Source organism: Gemmatimonadota bacterium (assembly GCA_030747075.1).
Lineage (GTDB): Bacteria > ARS69 > ARS69 > ARS69 > ARS69 > ARS69.
In genome coordinates, this window is record JASLLL010000011.1 from 1 (window position 1) to 20,411 (window position 20,411).

Genomic DNA, 20,411 nt, shown 5'->3' on the forward strand with positions numbered 1-20,411 from the left:
CCGTCCCGGCGCGGCACGCGTACTCCCACTCCGCTTCCGTCGGAAGGCGGTACCCGTTCGCGTTCCAGTCGCAGACCGTCCCCGATCCGCTTCCCGAGTAGCACGGGGTCAGCCCTTCGCTTGCCGAAAGCGCGTTGCAGTAGGCCACCGCGTCGTACCAGCTGACATTTTCCACGGGGCAACTCCCCCCGCACGCGGAGAAGTGCGACGGACTCGTCCCCATCACTGTGAGGTATTCGGTCTGCGTCACCTCGTGCGTGGACATGTAGAAGTCCTGCGTCAGCGTCACCGTATGCTGCGTCTCGTTTGAACTATGGCCCAGTTCCGTCACCGGGCTTCCCATGGTGAAGCTCCCCGCCGGAATCAGCACGAAGCCCGGAGCGGCGGACGGACCGACCGTCACATCCACCAAGCCGCTCTTTTGGGCCAGTCCGGCTTGGTTGCGGATGCGGAATCGCACACGGTAAGTGCCCGATTCGCAGTACTCGTGGATCCGATGCACCGGTTGGTTGTCCTGAAACAGCTCGCCCACGCCGTCTCCCCAGTTGATGTGGACATCGAGCATGCTGTGAACCTGGTCGGTATAGGTCACGGCGAGGCTTGCGGCGGAACCGCCCGGGACGGCCGGAGCCAGGTGGAAGGTCGCGATCATCGGCGCGTACCCCCCGGTCCGGATGCGGGGCGAAAGTGCGGCCGGGAACTCCGCCGATGCCAGCCATGCCGCCGAGACGCCCGATGACACGCGCGCTCTCCCGGGCGCCTCCACCGACACCCCCAGCGTCGTCCAGGATGCCGACGCGCGGGAAGCGTCCCCGGCCACGGGAAGCCCCATGTGGAACGCGACACCCCCGGCGCTTCGGAAGGAGACCTCGTTCTCGGCACCCGACAACGCCGCGGACAGCACTTCGACGCCGTCCGCGCAGACGGTCCAGGCGGGATCGTGTTCCACGATCGTCTCGACCGCGAGCGTGACGGCCGACCCGGGAAGCCCCGGATCGGACGCGAAGCGCACCGGGAGAGAAAGGTCGCGGCGCGGCGCAGGAACCCGAAGATCCACGCCCGGGCCATACGCCCCGGTGAAAGAGGTTGTCCGGCCGATCACCTCGGGGGCGACCGCGAGCGGCGCGACCCTCCACACAACGGTTCCGAACTCGTCCCGCGCTACCAGATCCCCGGGCCGGAGGACCACGGCGTGTTCCCCTCCGGTGACGGCAACAAACGACCCGACCGCGTCCACGCCCGCATCCCAGTCCATCGAGCCGGAGACAATGCTCGACGGCCCTTCCTCTTGAAGAACGGGGATGCCGGTGGGGGTGTCATCGGAAGGCCGGGAGCACCCGGCCGCCAGCGCGGCGATCAGGAACAGGGCGACCGGCGATGGTAGAAGGCGCGACGGCAAGACTGGCAGTACTCTGCTCACGGGGCACCTTCGGGGGGGGTGCTTGGGGCAGGACCCGGATTCGGACATCACCTGCAGGCTTCTGTCCATATGTTGGTGAATGATACCAGAAGTTGCCCCCGGCGCGTCAAGTGCGGCGCCTGGCGCCCGCCAGCCCCCCCCAGAGCGTGGCCAGCCCTCCCCGGGGCCAGCCGGAGCGAATGTGGGGGGTGGGGTGGGAGGATCGCCCCCGGGTCAGTTCAGGTACCCGTGCAGATGCGGCCCTTCGGGAAGATCGGCAATCTTCTGCAACGCACGCTCCTTGATCTGGCGTACGCGCTCCCGTGTGATGCCCAGGTCCCTTCCGATCGTCTCCAGCGTCACGCCCTCGCCCGTGTCGATGCCGTAGTAGTCGCGGAGGATCTTCTGCTCCCGTGGGTCCAGCGATTTGACCGCCGACCGGACATCACCCCTCATGTCCTTTTCCACCACTCGATCGTCGGGTGGGGTATCCCGGTCGTCCGTGATCAGGTCCATGAGTCGGGTAGAGTCTTGGTCTGCGGAAGTGGGAGCGTCCAGCGACACATGACGCTGGTTGAGCATCTGGTGCTTGCGAACATCGGCCGGTGTCAGATCCATGCTGTCGGCAATCTCCTCCGCGGTGGCGTCCCGGCCCAGTTCCTGCCGAAGTTCGTTCCCCCGGCGGTAGACCTTCAGAGCCTTGCCGACCCGGTTCATGGGAAGTCGCACCACGCGCGTCTGCTCGGAGATGGCCTGGAGGATTGCCTGCCGGATCCACCAGATTGCGTAGGAGATGAAGCGGCACCCGCGGTTCTCGTCGAACCTCTCCGCAGCTCGAATCAGCCCGACATTCCCTTCGTTGATCAGGTCCGAAAGGCAGAGCCCCCGGCCGGTGAATGTTCGGGCCACCCGCACCACAAACCGCAGGTTCGCGCAGATGAGATGGTCGCGGGCGGCGGCGTCTCCGGCCCGGATTCTGACCGCCAGTTCCCGCTCCTCCTCCGGGGTGAGCAGGTCGGTGCGGCGAATGTCCCTCAGGTAGATATCGAGGGAGGGTTCGTCTGTTCTGTTCGCTGCTGCTGTGCTGATCGCCACGATCGGATCCTCTTCGGGGATGGTCTAGGGCTTGAGGCCCACATAGCGGGTGTGGTCCCCTCGCTTGAGGAGAATGGCCACGGCCCGCTTGTCACGATACTTCTCCACCGCCTTCGCCCAGTCGGCGAGGCGGTCCAGTTCCATGTTGCCCACTTCCAGAATGACATCGCCGGTCTGGATGCCTGCGCCGTCAGCCGCACTCCCCGGCGCCACACCCACCACAAAGACGCCGACCGCGTCGCCGGACATTCCGAAGTCCCGCGCCTCTTCCGGACTGATCTCGTCCACGGTGATCCCGGCCCAGGATGCGTCCTCTTCCTCCTCGGGGATGCTCTTCGCCGGAGATCCGGGCCGCTCGTCGAGCACCACCTTTACGGTCTTCTTCCTCCCGTCACGCAGGACGGAAAACTTCACCGGGCTCCCGACCGGTTGCTCCGCCACACGCAGGCGGAAGTCGTTCACTTCCGACACGGGTCGGCCGTCCATCTTTGTGATGATGTCGCCCGTGTGGAGTCCGCCTTGATCCGCCGGGGTGTCTTCAATGACCTGCCCGATGAGGATGCCTTCCGTCCCCGCGATGTCCATGCTCTCGGCCAGTTCCTCCGTCAGTTCCTGCGGGAGGATTCCCAGATAGCCGCGCACGACCCGGCCGCCGTCGATCAGTTGCTGCGCGACACTCCGCGCCATGTTCGCGGGGATGGCAAACCCGATCCCCTGCCCGGCCGCGTTGATGGCCGTGTTCATGCCGATGACTTCCCCTTCGATGTTCACCAGCGGACCGCCGGAGTTCCCGAAGTTGATGGACGCATCCGTCTGGATGAAGCTCTGGTAGACAGGCGTGCCGCCCATGATGTTCAGGTCCGTCCGCCCCTTCGCGCTGATCACGCCGACCGTGACGCTTCCCTGCAACTGCCCGAAGGGGTTCCCCACGGCGATCGCCCAGTCGCCGACCCGGATCTGCTCCGAGTCGCCCATTGTCAGCGCCACCAACCCCCCGTCCATGCCGGAAGGATCCACCCGAAGCACGGCCACATCCGTTTCCGGATCCTGACCGACGATTCTCGCGTCCAGTTCAGTCCCGTCCGCGAATCGCACGGTGACTTCGCTGGCACCCTGAATCACATGGTTGTTGGTCAGGATGTATCCGTCGGGGTCGATGACGAACCCGGATCCCGAACCGCCCGGGTGGTCCGGCGGTTGCTGCCGCTGCCTCGGGGCGTTGGGGAACATCTCCTCCAGCCCGAATCCCCGGCCCCAGGGGTGGTGAAAGCCTCCCGCGCCTTCCACGGCCTTCTTTCGTGTGGCGATGGCCACCACGGACGGCACAATCCGCCCGGCCACAGCCACAAACGGGCTGGCCGCATGGGGTGAGGCAACCGGAAGCCCCACCGGCAGGACGGTCTGCGCGATCGCCTCGGAGCGATCCACCGAGGCCGGACCGATGTCCACACGCACCGAGATCACCAACCCGACCAGCACGCCGGCTCCCAGAAGAAGAAGTGCTGCCGAAATGCGGGAGATGGGTCTGCTCATGAGAATCGGTCCTTCCGTGGAGGGGGTTCCCTCCGATGGTGTGTGTGTCTGCCCGTGGTTCTGTTACACCCGAATGGAAGAAAAGTTGCCATCCGGGGTGTTTTTCCCGTAAGTCATGGAGCGTATTCCCGTGTGAGGGGCCGCTTTCATTCCCTTCGCACCTTTCTCGACCCTCAGGAGGCTCGGATGGCCCGCCCCGTGTTCTTCGTTTCCGACGCGCATCTGGGGTCCTCTGAGGGGCCGGATGCCGACCGTCTCCGCGAAGAGCGGCTTTTCGACTTCCTGCGAAGAGCCGGGGATCTTCAGGCGGAGGCGGTCTACATTCTCGGGGACTTGTTCGACTTCTGGTTTGAATATCGCCATGTCATGCCGGTGCGTTATTTTGGTGTGCTCCGTGAAATCCGGCACTTGACCGATCGGGGGGTGCCGGTCCATTTCGTCGGGGGCAACCATGACTGGTGGGTCGGGCGGACCTTCCGCGAGGCGGCCGGAATGTCGATCCTCCGCGACCCGGTCCGTGTCGAGCATCAGGGGTTCCGTCTCTATCTCTCCCACGGGGATGGCATCGCGCCGCACGGGGATGCCGGCTACGCATTTCTCAAGCGCGTCCTTCGGAACCGCGTCGTGATCGGCCTCTTGAGGTGTGTGCATCCCGACCTCGCCTACAGTCTGGGGGCGCACCTTTCGCGCGTGAGCCGCACACACTTCACTGGCCGTGAGTTCCGCATCGACGCGCCGCTTGCGGAGTTTGTGGATGGCGCGCTGGCCTCCGGTCACGACGCATTCCTCATGGGCCACCTTCATGTTCGCCACACGGAAACGCGCCCGGGTGGACGCCTCTTTGTGTTGGGTGACTGGATGTCGCTGTTCTCGGCACTTCGACTGGAGGACGGCGAGTTCACATGGGAGGACTGGCGTTCAGGTGCCCCCCGGGCCGATGCGGACCCCTGGAGCACGCGCACCGGCGGGCATACGGACGCGGACCCCGCAGGCTGATCCCCTCCGGGGTCGGTCAGCGGTTCCAGGTCATGGACACGCGGTGGACATCCCCGAGACTGGAACTTTCGGTGAAAGGCGTGTAGGCGTAGTCAAACCGGTAGGGGCCGTAGTGAACGCCCAGTCCGGCGGTTCCCATCTCTTCGTCGTGGTTGAGCTTGACGCCACCCCGAAGGGCGACCATTTCGTGGACGCGAAGTTCCATCCCGAGGTGGCCCCGCAGGTCCGCATCGTTCGGCATGACCGCGTCCGCCGCCAGGATCAGCCCTTCGAGGATCCGCCGCGTACGATAAGCCAGTCCGGCACGCATTCCGGCGGGCAGGACGAACTCGTCGTGCTCGAACTTCATGGGTGTGCCGATGTTCGTGGCGGTCGCGGCGAGAACGAGTCCCCGGACGGGCGTCCGGTACCGGGCGCCGAAGTCCATGCTCACGCCGGACGCGCCAAAGCCCTGGATTCGCTCGTGGAGGAGCTTCCCGGTCAGGCCGATCTCCAGTGACTCTGAAATCCTCCGGCCATAGGTCAGCCCGAGAAGCATGTCCCACGCGCGGAAGTTCTCGGTGAAGTCGCCGTTGGCGTCGCGGCCTTCCAGTTCGCCCATGCTGAGCAGCGCCATGTGAACTCCCACGGCATGGCCGCGAAGTCCCTTGACGGCGGCCAGCCACTCGTAGCGCACATCGGAGATCCACTCGTTGTGGGAGGCGTGGACTTCCAGCCCACGCGCGGTGGCGATGCCCGCCGGGTTCCAGTGCTGGGAGGTGGCGTCCTGGGCAACCGCGACATAGGCCTCGCCCATGCCCGCAGCCCGCGCGCCCACGCCGATTTTCAGGAACGCAAGGCCGGTGTCTCCGGGAGAGGCGGCACTCGCCGGGGTGTGGGAGAGAACGGCAATCGACACGCAGGCGAACGCGATCCGGACCGAACCGCCCGCGCCGCGACAGAAAAAGCGTTGCATCATGCTACTCCCTCGCTTTCCGGCCCCGGAGAGCCCCCCCCGATCTTCGGCGGAAAGGCGGCGGCAGTATAGGGTTCGCGGGAAGATCCTGTCAAACGCATGAAACCGGCGCCCATAACAAGGGGGAGGAGTCGCCTCCTCCCCCGGACCGAAAGAGTCGGGTGCCGCCGCAGTCCCGGGGCCCCTGTTCCCCGATCAGCTTTGCGGTCCCTTCCGACAAGGAATCCGGTGTCGGAAACCTCGCGGGCGGTTCGTTCCGCCCTCTCTCGGCAGACACTGTGCGCGCTTCGCGCGAAGCGGCGTCCATCATCATACCCTTCGAAAGGGCGGCGGGTTCCACGCTTTTTGTGTCGTTCTATGGGGAGTAAGCGGGCGACAACTCCGGATTGTCGAGGTCGGTCTGGTAGGCCCAGTCAATCTGGACGCCTGCCGGAATCCCCGGGGTTGTGAAGTACTCCTCCGTTACGCGGAACTTCGCGAAGTGGGAATCCCAGGTCCACACCACATAAGTGTGCCCGGGGATCAGTTCCACGCCGGTCGGGGAGATGGACCAGCCTTCCGCGGGTGCCCAGGAGATCTCGTCCATGGTGTAGGTGTAGCCCATGTCCTGGATGTCGTTGGGGAAACCGCCGATGACCGTTCCCACGGCGTAGAGCACGCCGCTGTCGCGAAGAACCACCAGGTCCGCATAGGCCGCAATGTGGGAGGTCACAAACCCCGCCGTCCCGTAGAGGGAGAAGTCGAGCGCGGAGGAAGAGGGCACTTCTTCCCGCGCCATGACGAGAATCCCCGTTCCGTCCGGGCGCGGGGTGTCGAACGCGTCCTCGTAGGAAAGGGCGCTCTCGTTGCCGTTGAGGTCGTAGGCGTCGACCGCATAGAAGTAGGTCGTTCCGTTCACGACATTGGAGTCGGTGTGGTAATCGGTCGCCACGCCTTCGCGAGTGGCGATTCGTACATACGCGCCGTCGAGCGTGGCCGACCGGTAGACGCCATACCCGGCCACATCCTCTTCCCAGACAGGATTCCAGAAGATCGTCACTTCGCCGTCTCCGGTCACCGTGATGACCCCGGTGGGCACCGCGGGCGGGATGTCGCATGTGGACAGGGTGTTGTCTTCGCAGCCCGCGAAGAGCAGGCCCGCAAGCAGGTGCGGGAGAACGAACGCGATTCGAATCCGTCTCATGGGGAGTTCACCTTTCCGCCCGCGTCGGGCTGGGCTGAATAGTGAACATGGAACGCGGGAATGTCCAGTCAGGCGGGGCGGTCGGATGCACCACGGCTCGATGTGCATGCGCGGCGTTGACGGTGGAAAAGGCATCTCCTACCGTGAAGCGACGATCAATCTCCCCGCACACCGGGTGAAACCTTGCTTCCTCCCGCGATCACAGAACGGGCCCGACGATCCGGCGTTCTCGCCACGCTGGCGATCCTGCTCGGCGCGGTCGCGGGGTTGGCGGACGGGCTCCTCGCCGCCGGGGGAGCGCTCCCCTTCGCGCGGCTTCCGGCGGCGGCATCACTGGGCGCGGTGCTCGCGCTGGCCGGACTGCTGCCCGCGCTGCCGTTGCTTGTCGCGCCCGCGTGGCGCGCCTCCCGCGCTCTGGCGGGTGGAGTGGTGTGGCTCGCGTGCCTCCCGGGTGTTCTCGCTGTCGGGAAACTCCTCTACAAGCGCCTCCCGTGGGACGCCGCCGACGCGGCGGTGGCCCTGGGCCTGGTGGCCGCCCTCGCGGCGGGGGGGGCTCTCGGCGCGGTGGCGATCGGGGTTCCGCTCCGGGGGCGCGGGGGGCGAGCGAATCGGGCACTCCTGCGCGTCGCTCCTCTGGCCGCGCTTCTCCTGCTGCCGATGGCGCTCCGGCTTGCCCCGGGGTCCGCTCCGAAAGGCTCCGGCTCCGGGCCGAACCTTCTGGTCCTGACGATCGACACGATTCGCACCGACTCCTTCGGCATGTGCGGGAATCCCTCGGCTCGAACGCCCCACACCGATCGGATCGCCCGGCGCGCAACCCTCTACCCGGTCTGTGTGGCCCCGTCTCCGTGGACGCTTCCTTCGCTGGCGAGCCTCCTGACGGGAAGCCACCCGGGTGAGCACAGAATGCTGGAGGAGCTGTCCGGGCTGTCTGCGGATGTGCCGACGCTCGCGGAGGCATGCCGGGACGCGGGCATGCGCACCGGGGCCATCGTCTCGAACCCGTGGCTCGCCACGGGGAACCTCTCACGCGGGTTCGACACCTTCGATGTCGCGGAGCGTGTCGAGCCGGTTGCCGACCTGTCCGGAATGCGGATCTGTCGTGCGCTGACGAAGGTGCTCCTGAGGTTCTTCGCGCTGGATTGTGCCGAGACTCTCTCCGCGAGCGGAATGCGGTGGGTACACTCCGGCGAAGGGCGGTGGTTCCTGTGGCTGCACTACTTCGATCCGCACCTGCCGAACTGGCCGGGATTTCCGTGGGACCGACTGTTCGGTCCGCCGCCGGTGCATGTGGGTGCTTCGCTGACCGTGGAGGAGATCCGTGCCGGGAGCTTCCCGGGAGGCGACGGGGGGCGCGCGGAAATCGCCCGCCTCTACGAAGGTGAAGTGGCGCGCACGGACGCGGGGATCGGGCGGGTATGGCGATTCCTGGAGGGGCGCGGGGAGTTGGCGACGACCGCGATCGTCCTGTCCGGGGACCACGGGGAAGAGTTGTGGGACCACGCCGGGTATGGCCACGGACACGCCATGTTCGACGAGGTGGTCCGCGTGCCGCTGATCATCCGCCCGGCGAAGGGAGGTGCGCCGGTGGTGGCTCGCGGGCTGGGCCGCATCGTGGACCTTGCGCCGACGGCGGCGGGTGTGGCGGAAGTGCCGCTCCCGACCCACCCCGCGTTCCGGGGCAACGATCTGACCTCCATGCCTCCCGCGACCGCCGCCTTCGGGGAAGCGGTGCTGTACGGCGAGGAGCAGAAGTTCCTGCGCACCGCCCGCTGGAAAGCGGTCCTCCCCGCCGGAGCGACCACCATCCGCCTCTTCGATCTGCATGCGGACCCCGCCGAAGCCGTGGACCTCGCGGCCCGGGAAGCCGCACTGGCGGAGTCGCTTCGCGTGGAGCTCCTGGAATGGGTGGCGCGCGTCGGATCCGCCGGAGCGATGGCCGCCCGCGACGCGAGCGACCACCTCGACCCCGCACTTGTGGAGCAGCTGAAGGCACTCGGATACATCCGCTAGCCCTTGTCGCGCTTCCACGAACACATGTCGTGGCGTGCGGCCCTCTCTCCGTTCTTGCGGTACTCCTTCAGGTCATGCCAGTGGCAGACCTCGCTCTCCTTCTGGCACCAGCACAGAAGCACCGGCTGCTTCCCCCGGAGCGCGCAGAAGTGAACCACCCCGTCCGCCACATCGCGGAGCAGATAACCGCGCCCTTCCAGCCCGGACACGAGCCGGTCGAGACAATCGATGTTCCGGTGGTATCGCGTGCGAGTGTCCATGTACTCGCCGAGGTCGGGATTCCCGGGCATCACGCTGCGACCACAGATGAGTCCCAGTACAGAGAGACGGGTCTCCACGCCCTCGATGGACTCGAGCATGCCGTGAATCCGGGGAAGGGCCGCGCGAAGGAAACCGAGCGCACGGTTGGCTTCGGGGATCGAGAAGATCCGCGGGTCAGGTCGGGTTTCCATGTCGTCACCTCCAGCTCCGAAGGGACGGGGGGAGACTGGGGGGGGGTGCATGTGAAACCCTCGCTGGCGGGAATATGTTCCTGTCTCAGCGGTGTTTTTCGCGTGGCTCGTCGTCTGCGCCCCACAAGCGCACCATCGTTGCGCCCCAACCGCCCCGGCGGCCCACCCCGTCAAAGGGCAGCCATCCGGCGGCAGCCTCGCCTGCCAGACGAAAGTCCCTCACAAACGAAATCCCCCGAAGCGCGGCATGAACCGTCTCACGGAGGGCGCCGGTTCCCTTTCCGTGAACCACGCGCACTTCCAGAATCCCGCGCTCCCGGCAGGCACGCAGATACTCGGTCACCAGGTCCTTTGTTTCGGAAGGGTGAAAGGTGTGCAGGTCCAGTTCGCCCGTGATGGGGACCTCCACCTCGCCGGGGTCCTCCGGCCGGGTCACGGGGTCTCCGGATCGTCGGAGAGGTCGGCCAGGTAGTCTTCCAGCACGGGCCGCGTGATCGGGTGAGTCCACGCCGGTCCGTCCTTCATCCGGACGAACATGGGTGCCGTGTCGCGGTATCCCGCTCGACGATAGCGAATGGCCTGCAGTAGAAACTCCAGGTGGTCCACGGCCCACACCAGTTTCGCTTCCGCCGACTCCCCCTGCTCCAGTTCGCGCAGGAGTTCCCGGGAGGCGGGATCATCGCCCCACTGTTCCCGGATGACGGCGGCCTCCGTACCGGCGATCGCTTCGGGCGGGAAGTGCTTCTTCGCCGGAGTGGGGATGTCGGTCATCTGAGCTTCGTGAAAGTCGTGCAGCAGCGCCATGAGCAGCACCTTCCCCGCGTCGAGTCCCCCCCCGCCGTCCCGCGCAAGCCGCCACGCGAGCAGCGCTGCGGAGAAACTGTGGTCGGCGACAGACTCCGGACGATCCACCCCCACACGAAACCACCCGGTGCGCGGCGTGCGCTTGAGGTTCAGCAGGTCTTCGACCCACGCTCTGTTCGGCGGCGTCACAGGTATCTCTCGAACCAGTCCACGATCCGCTTCAGCCGCTCTTCGCGGTTGAGCGGCTTCCCGGAGCGGGAGAGTCCGTGAAACTCGTTTTCGAATCGGACCATTTCGCACGGCGCCTGATCGAGCACTTTCATCGCTGTGAAGAGCCCCTCCGACTCCGCGATCGGGCAGCGGAGGTCACCTTCGGAATGAATGATGAGAAGCGGCGTTCGGATGTTCTTCACGAAGAAGTTGGGGGAAGCGCGATGGTATGTGTCCGGGTCCTCCCAGGGATTTGCGCCGAAGGAGAACCGGCGGTAGTGCCCGTAATCGCTGGAGCCATAGTGCACCCAGAAGTCCCCCGCCTGACGCTGGGTCACCCCGGCGCGGTAGCGGTTCGTGTGGCCGACGGCCCAGGTCGTCATGAAGCCGCCGTAGCTTCCGCCGAGAATGCCCATTCGGCGGGCGTTGACATACGGGCGCCGGGCCATGTGGTTGGTGAGGTTCTGGATATCGTTCCAGTCGGAGCGGCCCCACTTGCCGTCGATGCAGTTCATGAAGCGCATCCCGCGTCCGGAACTGCCGCGCGGGTTGCAGTACGCCACGACCCAGCCCTGCGCGGCAAGCACCTGCATTTCGTGAAACCAGGTCTCGCCGTACTGGGTCATCGGGCCTCCGTGGACCTGAATGAGACAGGGGTACTTGCGCCCCTTGCGATACCCCGGCGGCTTCACCACCCAGCACTGCATGTCGTGGGGGCCGCTTCGAATGTGGAACTCTTCCGGCTTGCGATACCGAAGCGGGCGGAAAAACGGGCGCGTGATCTTCGTGAGGCGTCTGGTCTCACCGGTCCCGTTCAGGCAAACGCTGTGGAACTCGCCGAGGTCGGAGGCCGTCGTCGCGAGGTACACGGCGCAGCCTTCGGCCGGAACGGAGAGCCCGAGCACGGAGAGTTTCCCGCCGACCTCCAGCCGGGGGCGGGCGCCACCCCGGGCCGGGACGGAGTAGATGCGGTAGGAGCCCTCCTCGTCGGAACCGAACGCGACGCGCTCTTCGTCACCGTCCATGTACGGTTCCAGCACCACGCCAAACCCGCTGCCGTTCGTGTCCGTGCCCACCATGTTCATGGGCCAGCGGTCATGCCCGGGGTTCAGCGGTTGCGGCTGCCCTCTTCCGGATGCGGGCGAACGCCAGATCTCACTCTCATGCCGCAGCCACTCACCCGGACCGCCACGGTACCCGATCCAGTAGATGTGCTTCCCGTCGAGACTCCAGCGCGGGACTTCGCGGGAGCCGGTCCCGGGAGTGATGGAGCGAACATTCCGGCCCGTGCGATCCATGACGAAAATGTCCGTCTGGTCCGGGTAGCGATCGCGGTCCTTCCCCCGGGCGGAGGAAAACGCAATCCGCTTCCCGTCGGGGCTCCACCGGGGTGAGTGGTCGTGCGTGTCGCCGGGGGTGAGCGCCTTCGCCTTGCCGGTCGCGAAGGACACGCGCCAGAGGGTCCAGGTCTCGCCCCGGAACCAGCCGAAGCCGTCTTCTTTGTGCCAGAGGCTGGTGATGTGTTTGAACGCGGGGCGCTTCGTGCGTTCTTCGTCGGTGAGTTTCTCGACACGGATGTGCTGAAAGACCAGTTCCTTCCCGGTGGGCGACCACGACAGCGCGCCAACCGGCCCACCACCGGGATTGAACAGTTCGCGGGGCTCACCGCCATCCATCGGAAGGATCCAGATGCCGGGTGACTCTCCACGATCCGACACAAATGCGACACGACTCCCGTCCGGACTCCAGACGGGAGCGCCGTCAGAGACCGTACCGTGCGTGAGTGGGCGTGAGCGCCCGCCGCCCGCGGGCATTTCGTGGAGGTGGGAGACATAGCGGTTCTTTGCTCGATCAAGACGCGTGACGGGAAAGACGACGCGGGTCCCGTCCGGAGAAACGGCGGGGGGCGCAGGGAGAATCTGCCGGAATACATCGTCGACTCGGACATTGCGGGCCATGAGTTGGCTCCCGGTGAAGGTTGCGCAACGGTCAAGGGGTTGTCGCGCAGAGTACCACTCTCCGGCGTGGGGTGCCGCAGAATGCACACCCGGCGATCACTCTGCAACGCCGAGCACTCCGCGCCGATCAATCTGTGGGGGTGGGTTGCGGATTGTTGCGTCGCCCCGCTGGCACGGACCCTGCAGAAGGTGCCCGGCGAGGAGTGGGTGTACGGGGGGGCGACGATTACCGCGTCCCGGACAGGTCGCCGGTAAAGGGCCGCCCTCCCCCAACCCCTCCACAGGACATTGCGGTCTCCTGCGATGTTCGCGGTTCGTGGGCACTTGGCCTGACTCGTCCTTGGGATTACCTCGGGTGGCCCCGCGCGCGGCATCAATGTGGGAGACCGCTTCTCCTGTGGGGGGGCGCTTCGACAGATCCACCCCTGGGAGGGGTGTTGCGTGGACGGGCAGGGATTCCGCAATGGTGCAACGCGGATGAGCGTGGAACCCCTCCACCGTCATGGGGGATATCGTCCGGTTGCGCTCTCGGTTTGACCGTTATTTGCACGGTTTATGAGAAACTGACGCCCACCGAGAGCCGGAGATCTGTGATTCGCCCGAGACCGACCCGAGCCTCCACCGTACCCCGCTTGAATGGCGCAAGATCCACCCCCAAGCCGCCGAGAATGGAGACCCCCAGGCCGGTTCGTGTGCCGGAATCCTTCCATCTGGAATGGTCGAGCGTCAGTCCGACGCCAAGATGGGGCAGGACCGCTAGGGAGGGCGCATCCACCGGGTGGATGAAATCCGCGGTTGCGGTCATGGAAAACGCGCCGTCCCCGACGCCCGCATCCAGTCCGGGGCGAAGGTGAAACTTCGCGGGCCAGCCTTTCTGCCCCACCGGCCCGAGGCGGGCAAACCCGCCAGCAGTGACCTGGTCCGGGCCTCTGGAGAGACCGGCGCGGATTCCGTAGGCCAGGATCGTCGGGGGAGTTGCGGTGGTCGGCCCGGCCTGAAGCAACAGTGCGGCAGCGGACAGAATGGCGCATCCCGAGGTTCGTGCGAAACTCACCGGTTCCCTCCTCTTGTGGTCAGCCCTCAGTCACTCCGGATCCGGCGGGCGCGCGCCTTTCGCGCAATCCGCCGTCATGCCTCGCGCCCAGGCTTTCGGCGGGAGGTCCAGATCAAATCGGTCGCGCGTGCGACACCATGCCCTCCCTCCCATGCGGGCGACAAGGGGCATTGTTTCCGGTGAGGCGCCCTGCTCCAGCACCCCCTCGTCCACATGGAACAGCAATACTTCCCCGATCAGGAAGTCAATGCTGCCCCCCGCAAGCGCGAGGTGTCTCTCCAGGCGACACTCCATCGCCACGGGAGAGTTCGCGACGCGGGGCGGGGCCACGCGTTCGGAGGGCACCGTCTCCACGCCGGTCACCGCCACCTCCGACACATCCGACGGGAAATCTCCCGCAGCCAGATTGGCTGCGCCCGCCAGTTCTTCGGTGACGACACTCACGGTGAACTCGCCGCTTTCGATCGCGTGGTACGCCGTGTCCTTCGGGTGGTCGGGTCGCGGGCGCGCCACCGCCAGCGTGAGCAGGGGCGGACTGGATGCGGCCGCCTGAAACCAGGAGAACGGCGCCATGTTGACAACCCCGGCCGCGGATACGGTCGTCACCAGAGCGATGGGGCGGGGCGCAATCACATCCGCCATCAGACGATAGAGTTCGGATGCGGAGTGTTGAGAGGGGTCGAGTCTTTGTGTCACGCGATTCCCCCACCGGGGCGCGACTTCACCCGCGTTTATTCGAGATCGTCATCGAGTCCAGGGAACGGGATATCCTCCGGGGCCTCCATGTCGTCTTCCATGCCATCGACGGGGCCCTCAACCACTGCCGGCGACTCCACCGTCTCTTCCGGCGGGAGGTACTCCTCGGGGGCGTTTCCGGGGCCGATCACGCGAAACTCGATCCGCAGTTCTCGATCCGACTCCTCGGGTACGCTTCCGTGTCCGCGTGACACCATGTTGTTGGGCGCGATGCCCTGATACTTCTCCACGAGATACTGCACCATGTTCCCCGCACGGCGAATGTCCAGCCACTCCGAACGACTGGAGCCTCCGTACACGCCCACTTCGATGAGGAGCGGGTGCTTGTCGTGGGTGGTCCACTTGCGAAGCATGGTCCCAATCTGGTTGATCCGGGCGAACGCAACCGGGTTGATGTCCTCTGTCGGCCCATCGTACTCCACCCCGCGAAGAACAATGGCGCCGTCCTTCAGGAGCGCGACCTCGTCGGGGTCGTTCATGCAGCCACGATCGTCGATGGCGGATCCGGTGGGGGTTGAGTTGCAGACATCGAGCCCGTCGAGAATGCCGTCTCCGTCCGTGTCATACTGGCAACCCCCGTCGTCGATAAACGCGCCGGCGGGGGTATCATCACAGAGGTCGATTCCGTCGAGAATGCCGTCCTCGTCCATGTCGCTGGGACAGCCCTGCAAGTCGACAATGGCGCCAAGTGGCGTGCCGACGCACTGGTCGAGTCCGTCGAAAATGGCGTCTCCGTCGGAATCAATCCCGCACCCCACGGGGTCCACAACGACCCCGGCCACGGTGCCGGGGCATTCGTCAAAGCGGTTGGCAACCAAGTCGACATCCTCGTCCTTCCAAACCCACCCGAAAGGAAACGAGACGCTGAGCGTCACGCCAATGTGGTGAAGCCACCGGCGCCCGCTGTGGTCGAAGGGGTCGAAGGGTTCCGTGCCGAGGACTCCGTCCGCCCCGCCCTGTGATGCCAGGTCTTTGAGCGCCGCAATGTAGGCGGCCTGGCCGTTGCGGCGCGGAAGGTTGTCCTTTCGCATGATGTGGTCTTTCACATCCAGGCGCACGGCAAGACCGTCCGTTCGGTGAACGCGCATCCCGAATCCCAACTCCACATACCCATTCGACAGCGGCCCGACCGGGTCTTCGTCCCTGTTGCTGATGTCGTCCAGGAACCCGGCCCCCAGCGTCAGGAAGGGGCGGATCTTTCCTGTCAGGAGATTGAGGTGGGCGGACCCGCCGAACGCAAGAAGCGTGGCGTTTCTGGTGCGGGGGGTCTCGGTGGTCTGCAGGTCCGTGAACACCAGGCCGACTGCGTCCCCCTGGCTGTTGTATGTGGGGTAATAGCGATAGGAATCCAGGCGGCCTTCCGTCCACTCCTGGGTGAATCCGGGCCCGAGGCCGAGCGTCGCTTCCAGTCCCCAGTGGGGCGAGTTGTTGATTTGAGCGCGAACGCCCGTGAGTCCGCCAGCTGACGCGTACCCGCTGTGGGTGTCAAGGAAGAGTCCGCCAAGGTAGGGCGTGACCTCGAAGATGCGCTCCCGCACATCCACCTGAACGATGGCAGCACCCGTCCCCGCAGGAGCGAGCATTCCCAGCGCGAGGGCCACCCCCGCTCCGCGTGCGAACATCATGCGTTACCCCGCTTTCCTGCCGCAAAGCCCCCGGTGGGCGCTGTTCTCCCGCCCGGAGGACCAACCCCGGTGGGTCCCTGCGCGTTCCTACGGGCACAGCCCGGCCAATGTGCACGACAACTTGTCTTGTGTCAACGGGATCCAGCGTTCGTGGGGCTGGTGCGGTACGGGGGGCGGTGTTTGAGGGGGGGGGGAACTCAGAGGGCCTCTTCCGCAACACCTTCGGGTTCCAGAATGCCCTCCTGCGCAGCGTCTTCGTAGGCGGAAAGAACACACTCCTCCAGGTAGGCACGCATCTCCCGGTTGATGGGGTGCGCAATGTCCTGAAAGGTGCCGTCTCTTTTCTTGCGGGCTGGCATGGCAACAAACCGGCCGTCCATGCCCTCGATCACCTTCAGTCCACGCACGACGAAAGAATCGTCCAGCGTGATGGACACAAAGGCCTTGAGAACCTCTTCATGTTGCAGGTTGACACGGACTTCGGTGATTTCCACGCAAGAGACTCCGGATGGGGGGAACGCGCCCGGCAGAGTAGGCAGTATCCTCGGAATGCCGCTTGTATTCAAGGGGAGTTTGGTCACCATTGCACATTTGTGACAGCTCCCTCCGCGAGGGCGGTTCCACACGACGAGCAACTTGCGCCCCGCCCGTCTTCGGAGAGGTCGTAGGTCAGGTGGTTTCCGTCCCGAAGAACTTCTGCCACCGCGCCTTCCACGCGACGGCCGGCCTCTTGCAGTCTCTCGTCGGTATGCTGGTCCCCCAACCAGCCAAGGAGCATTCGGAGTGCGAGGACCGCAGCAATCGGGTTGGCCTTGTCCTGCCCGGCGTGCTTGGGGGCGCTGCCGTGGATGGGCTCGAACATCCCGTGCCGCTCTCCGATGTTCCCGCCTGCCGCAACACCCATCCCGCCCTGGGTGGCGCTCCCGAGGTCCGAGACCACATCGCCGACAAGATTGGGAGCCACGACCACATCGAACCACTCCGGGTTGCGCACCTGCCACATGCAGAACGCGTCAAAATAGGCGGTGTCCCGGGGCACCTCCGGGTATTCGGTCGCGCCGATGTCGTGGAAGATCTCGCGGAAGTATCGATGCGCACCGATGATGTTCGACTTTTCGACGCAGGTCACGAGTGCCGCTCTGTCTGAGGGGCTTCCCTGGCGCTCTGTGGCCCGGCGAAGCGCCAGATCAAAGGCGTAACGGACAATGCGCTTCGTCCCGGCCTCGGTGATCCGAATGGGCGTTTCCCTGCCGGGGCCACCTTCGTTCGCGCTCAGTTCGTGCGTCTCTCCGGTGTAGGCGCCCTCTGTGTTCTCTCGAACGACCACATAGTCCACCTTCTCCGATGACCAGACACCCTTCAGTTCTCCGTGCACCTTGTGGGAGACTCCCGGGTAGAGGCGAACGGGCCGCACATTCGCGTACAGGTCCAGTTCCATCCGGTTGCCGATCACCTGCGCATATCCAGCGAGTTGGGGGGTGTCGTACGGTTGTCCCGGCTTCGTGAAGACCGGAAGGCCGTCCTCTTCGTGTCCCACGGCGCCCAGGAATATGGCATCCGCCGCCCGGCACTTCTCAAGGCTGCCGCTCGGCCACTCCACTCCGTGTTCGGCGTAGTAGTGCCCGCCACACTCGATTTCCTCCAGGTCAAAGCACACACCGGATGCGTCTCCGACGGCATGGAGCACCTTCATGGCCTCCGCCGTCACCTCCACACCGATGCCGTCTCCCGGCAACACAACCAGCGAATAGGTCTTCTTCATCTCACCACCTGTCCTGTCTTGTTCCTTGCCGTCCCTGGGGTCTTTATCCCGGGTTCCCGACTCGACAATCCCGCTCCTTGCACCTGGCCTTCCCCAACTTGTCTTCTTGTGGGAACTTGGGGATAAGCGCCCTGAAACCCGTGAGCTGGTTTGTGCTATGTGGTTGATTTTGTGTTTGTTACACAACCACCACCGCCATGCCGACCGTTATCCACATATCCACCACGCGCGCAACTCCATGCCTTGCATGAAGTTCTGGACGGGAGGAGTGGGCCGTTCCGCTACTTCTTCCCAACCCTACAGTTTCCTCTAAAGTAAACCCCGTTCTCCATCACCATATTGGGTGCCACAATGTCGCACTCCACTCGGCTTCCCGCCTTCATCTCCACTCGCTCTTCGGCGTCGATCTTCCCTTGGAATCTACCCCCCAACACAGCCCGTCGGGTAGTGATCGAAGCCTCGACACTTCCGGTCCGACCCACCACAACCGAGTCCCCGGCGCGCATTTCCCCTTCCACGCGACCCTCGATCCGGACGGATCCCGCAATCTCTGCTGTTCCCTTGAAGCGTGCCCCTTCTCCGAGGACTGTCTCGGCCACCGGTGCCGACTTCGTTGAGGGCGCAGTCTGAGAGTCGGTGGTGGCAGCCCCGCCGCGTTCGGGCGTGGGGGAGTTCATCTTCCGATCAAACATCGTCTTGGCCTCCCTGGTGAGTGGTTCTGTTTCGTGCCGTTTGAACTGGATGGTTCCTTCGTTCCCGCGCCCCACAACTTCACCCAACTGTCGGTGTGATGTGTGATCACCACACGCTCGCAAGCAGTCGACGCGGGTCCAGTGGTTGTTCGCCAGCGCGTACTTCAAAATGAAGATGCGGCGCGCTCGAGCGACCTGTGCTGCCAAGTCGCGCCAACTCTTCTCCCGCAGAAACAAGGTCCCCCACCTCGACAAGCAGCGTGTCGTTGTGGCCGTAGGTGGAGGTCAGTCCGTTTCCGTGGTCCAGCACCACCACCTCCCCAAAGGTGTCGTCCCACCGGGCGGATCGAACCACTCCGGGCGCTGACGCCCGAACGGGATCGCCCGTTTCCCCTGGAAAATCCAGACCGGCATGCCCGTCCAGTCCGGGCTCAAACCCCCTGGAAACCCACCCGGTCACTGGCGGGAAAAGGGGGATCTCCGCCAGAAGCCTGTCCTCTGCCTCCCAGCCTGGAGCCGCGCCGGGTTCTCTTGTGTCTGGAAGATACTCGGCGTTTCCAATCCCGGCCCAACGCCGCACGCGAGTCTCAAACTCGCGCAACTCCACCAACTCTCTGTCCAGCACCCCTATGCGCCGAACCTCTTCCTCCAGGCGCGCCACCTCCCTCGCCAGGTGGGCATTCTCGCGACCCCGTGCCAGTCCGTCCCACCCGACCAGGGCACCCACAAACCCACCGGCGATCAGTACCGCAAAGAGCAGGGCCGCACCCACCGCGAGGGGCAGGGGAACCACAACGGACCACCCACCGCCCCCTCCGTGTGGCGCAACGAGAATGGAGATCTTCCGGCGAAACATTGTGCGCATCGGTCTTTGTGCCCTCAGCCACCGGTGGAACCCCGGTGGAGCCATTGGGAGGTGGCGCGAACCCCGGTTCGGTCACCCCGTTATGTGTCTTTCTTTATACTACCAAGCCCACCCGCGCCGAAACCGTGTGGGTTCTGTGATCAGGCCAGCGAGGCCGGATGGTTTTCTGCGGCCAGCAGCAGGTCCGTCAGGCGAGTGATGTCGTCGAGGGAGTAAAACTCCAGCGAAACCCGCCCCCTTCCCTTCCGCTCATGAATCTGGACAGGGGTTCCATAGACTCGCCGCAGGCGTTCTTCCATTTCCTGAATCTCCGGAGAGACCGATCGCACTGTGCGCTTGCGCTTCGGCCTCTTCGCAAGTGGTGCCGCGCTCTCCGCAACGGACGCTTCTGCCTCCCGAACGGTCATGTTCCCGGCGCGGATGCGTGCGGCGAGGCTGCGTGATTCCTCTTCCGTCTCACACGCCAGGAGGGTCCGTGCGTGCCCGGCAGAAAACACCCCCGACCCCACCTCGGCCTGCAGGTCCTCTGGCAATTGTAACAGGCGGAGAGTGTTGGCCACATGGACCCGGCTCTTTCCCACCTGCCTCCCGATCTCTTCTTGTGTCCACCCGGTGCTTTGCTGGAGCTTCTGGAAGGCGCGCGCCTCTTCCATGGGGTTCAAGTCTTCCCGAACCAGATTCTCAATCAGTGCCAGCGTGAGAAGGTCCTCATCCGAGGTTTCCCGCACAATCGCAGGAATCGCACGAAAGCCAGCCTGCATTGCGGCTCGCCACCTTCGCTCTCCCGCGACGATTTCATACCGATCCTCCGCCACCCTTCTGACCAGAATTGGCTGAAGAACTCCGCGTTCCTGAATGCTCTCCGCCAGGCGCTCCAGCCCCTCTTCGTCGAAATCCCGGCGAGGCTGGTCTGGGTTGGGGACAACTCTATCCACCGACAGCGCAAGAACGAGATCCCCTTCGCGGGAGGAAAACGCGGAAGTTTCTGGAATCAACGCCTCCAGTCCACGCCCCAGGCCCTTCTTTATCATGGCTTCCCTCCGTCCCCTGACGCTTCCG

19 protein-coding genes are annotated in these 20,411 nt (G+C 65.2%); 2 read left to right on the forward strand and 17 right to left on the reverse strand.

Features of this window, described 5'->3' with window-relative positions; genetic code table 11:
- From QF819_05280 to QF819_05290, 3 genes are all read right to left on the reverse strand, one after another.
- Positions 1-1,420: formylglycine-generating enzyme family protein (locus QF819_05280; GenBank protein MDP6802574.1), on the reverse strand; the 1,420-nt coding region annotated here is incomplete at its 3' end.
- A gap of 213 nt (positions 1,421-1,633) precedes the next feature.
- A complete protein-coding gene (locus tag QF819_05285; protein MDP6802575.1) occupies positions 1,634-2,494 on the reverse strand; it encodes an RNA polymerase sigma factor RpoD/SigA in 861 nt (286 codons plus the stop codon).
- 24 nt (positions 2,495-2,518) lie between these two features.
- Positions 2,519-4,027: a Do family serine endopeptidase gene (locus QF819_05290; protein MDP6802576.1), complete on the reverse strand. Its 1,509-nt coding sequence runs from the start codon at positions 4,025-4,027 to the stop codon at positions 2,519-2,521.
- Positions 4,028-4,213: 186 nt separating this feature from the next.
- Here QF819_05290 and QF819_05295 point away from each other — a divergent pair, with 186 nt between their 5' ends.
- Positions 4,214-5,023 carry a UDP-2,3-diacylglucosamine diphosphatase gene (locus QF819_05295; GenBank protein ID MDP6802577.1) on the forward strand — a complete coding sequence of 270 codons (810 nt, stop codon included), beginning with the start codon at positions 4,214-4,216 and terminating at the stop codon, positions 5,021-5,023.
- A gap of 16 nt (positions 5,024-5,039) precedes the next feature.
- Here the strand turns inward: QF819_05295 and QF819_05300 are convergent, their stop codons facing one another.
- Positions 5,040-5,981 (reverse strand): PorV/PorQ family protein, encoded by a 942-nt coding sequence (locus QF819_05300; protein ID MDP6802578.1) that lies wholly within the window; start codon positions 5,979-5,981, stop codon positions 5,040-5,042.
- Between the two features lie 352 nt (positions 5,982-6,333).
- Complete coding sequence (locus QF819_05305) at positions 6,334-7,161, reverse strand: fibronectin type III domain-containing protein (GenBank protein ID MDP6802579.1); 828 nt, start codon at positions 7,159-7,161, stop codon at positions 6,334-6,336.
- A 183-nt stretch (positions 7,162-7,344) separates the two neighbouring features.
- Here QF819_05305 and QF819_05310 point away from each other — a divergent pair, with 183 nt between their 5' ends.
- Positions 7,345-9,174 carry a sulfatase gene (locus QF819_05310; protein ID MDP6802580.1) on the forward strand — a complete coding sequence of 610 codons (1,830 nt, stop codon included), beginning with the start codon at positions 7,345-7,347 and terminating at the stop codon, positions 9,172-9,174.
- On the opposite strand, the gene QF819_05315 is transcribed toward QF819_05310, so the two are convergent.
- The 12 genes from QF819_05315 to QF819_05370 all read right to left on the reverse strand — a co-directional run bounded on the left by QF819_05315 (position 9,171) and on the right by QF819_05370 (position 20,383).
- Complete coding sequence (locus QF819_05315; protein MDP6802581.1) at positions 9,171-9,626, reverse strand: DUF2203 family protein; 456 nt, start codon at positions 9,624-9,626, stop codon at positions 9,171-9,173. The genes QF819_05310 and QF819_05315 overlap by 4 nt on opposite strands.
- A gap of 85 nt (positions 9,627-9,711) precedes the next feature.
- Positions 9,712-10,062, reverse strand: coding sequence for a Smr/MutS family protein (locus QF819_05320; protein MDP6802582.1), 351 nt, complete (start codon positions 10,060-10,062; stop codon positions 9,712-9,714).
- A complete protein-coding gene (locus tag QF819_05325; GenBank protein MDP6802583.1) occupies positions 10,059-10,619 on the reverse strand; it encodes an HD family hydrolase in 561 nt (186 codons plus the stop codon). The genes QF819_05320 and QF819_05325 overlap by 4 nt, the downstream gene beginning before the upstream one ends.
- A complete protein-coding gene (locus QF819_05330) occupies positions 10,616-12,598 on the reverse strand; it encodes a S9 family peptidase (protein MDP6802584.1) in 1,983 nt (660 codons plus the stop codon). Before QF819_05330 ends, QF819_05325 begins: the two co-directional genes overlap by 4 nt.
- Positions 12,599-13,151: 553 nt before the next feature.
- Positions 13,152-13,652, reverse strand: coding sequence for a hypothetical protein (locus tag QF819_05335; GenBank protein ID MDP6802585.1), 501 nt, complete (start codon positions 13,650-13,652; stop codon positions 13,152-13,154).
- Positions 13,653-13,682: 30 nt separating this feature from the next.
- Entirely contained in the window at positions 13,683-14,348 is a 666-nt protein-coding gene (locus QF819_05340; protein ID MDP6802586.1) for a flavin reductase family protein, read from the reverse strand.
- Between the two features lie 35 nt (positions 14,349-14,383).
- Positions 14,384-16,033, reverse strand: a complete 1,650-nt coding sequence (locus tag QF819_05345; GenBank protein ID MDP6802587.1) for a thrombospondin type 3 repeat-containing protein — start codon at positions 16,031-16,033, stop codon at positions 14,384-14,386.
- A 197-nt stretch (positions 16,034-16,230) separates the two neighbouring features.
- Entirely contained in the window at positions 16,231-16,527 is a 297-nt protein-coding gene (gene spoVG / locus QF819_05350; protein MDP6802588.1) for a septation regulator SpoVG, read from the reverse strand.
- An 83-nt stretch (positions 16,528-16,610) separates the two neighbouring features.
- Entirely contained in the window at positions 16,611-17,795 is a 1,185-nt protein-coding gene (locus QF819_05355; GenBank protein ID MDP6802589.1) for an isocitrate/isopropylmalate family dehydrogenase, read from the reverse strand.
- 281 nt (positions 17,796-18,076) lie between these two features.
- On the reverse strand, positions 18,077-18,487 hold the full coding sequence (locus QF819_05360) for a polymer-forming cytoskeletal protein (protein ID MDP6802590.1): 411 nt from the start codon (positions 18,485-18,487) through the stop codon (positions 18,077-18,079).
- Positions 18,488-18,593: 106 nt separating this feature from the next.
- Positions 18,594-19,352, reverse strand: coding sequence for a peptidoglycan DD-metalloendopeptidase family protein (locus QF819_05365; protein ID MDP6802591.1), 759 nt, complete (start codon positions 19,350-19,352; stop codon positions 18,594-18,596).
- Positions 19,353-19,492: 140 nt separating this feature from the next.
- Entirely contained in the window at positions 19,493-20,383 is an 891-nt protein-coding gene (locus QF819_05370) for a ParB/RepB/Spo0J family partition protein (protein MDP6802592.1), read from the reverse strand.
- Between the last annotated feature and the right edge of the window lie 28 nt (positions 20,384-20,411).

Bases quoted from the DNA above. Each gene is read 5' to 3' on its own strand.
- QF819_05360 (MDP6802590.1), bottom strand. From the start codon at position 18,487: ATGTTTGATCGGAAGATGAACTCCCCCACGCCCGAACGCGGCGGGGCT.
- QF819_05295 (MDP6802577.1), top strand. From the start codon at position 4,214: ATGGCCCGCCCCGTGTTCTTCGTTTCCGACGCGCATCTGGGGTCCTCT.
- QF819_05365 (MDP6802591.1), bottom strand. From the start codon at position 19,352: ATGCGCACAATGTTTCGCCGGAAGATCTCCATTCTCGTTGCGCCACAC.
- QF819_05330 (MDP6802584.1), bottom strand. From the start codon at position 12,598: ATGGCCCGCAATGTCCGAGTCGACGATGTATTCCGGCAGATTCTCCCT.
- QF819_05315 (MDP6802581.1), bottom strand. From the start codon at position 9,626: ATGGAAACCCGACCTGACCCGCGGATCTTCTCGATCCCCGAAGCCAAC.
- QF819_05355 (MDP6802589.1), bottom strand. From the start codon at position 17,795: ATGAAGAAGACCTATTCGCTGGTTGTGTTGCCGGGAGACGGCATCGGT.
- QF819_05300 (MDP6802578.1), bottom strand. From the start codon at position 5,981: ATGATGCAACGCTTTTTCTGTCGCGGCGCGGGCGGTTCGGTCCGGATC.
- QF819_05305 (MDP6802579.1), bottom strand. From the start codon at position 7,161: ATGAGACGGATTCGAATCGCGTTCGTTCTCCCGCACCTGCTTGCGGGC.
- QF819_05345 (MDP6802587.1), bottom strand. From the start codon at position 16,033: ATGATGTTCGCACGCGGAGCGGGGGTGGCCCTCGCGCTGGGAATGCTC.
- QF819_05370 (MDP6802592.1), bottom strand. From the start codon at position 20,383: ATGATAAAGAAGGGCCTGGGGCGTGGACTGGAGGCGTTGATTCCAGAA.
- QF819_05290 (MDP6802576.1), bottom strand. From the start codon at position 4,027: ATGAGCAGACCCATCTCCCGCATTTCGGCAGCACTTCTTCTTCTGGGA.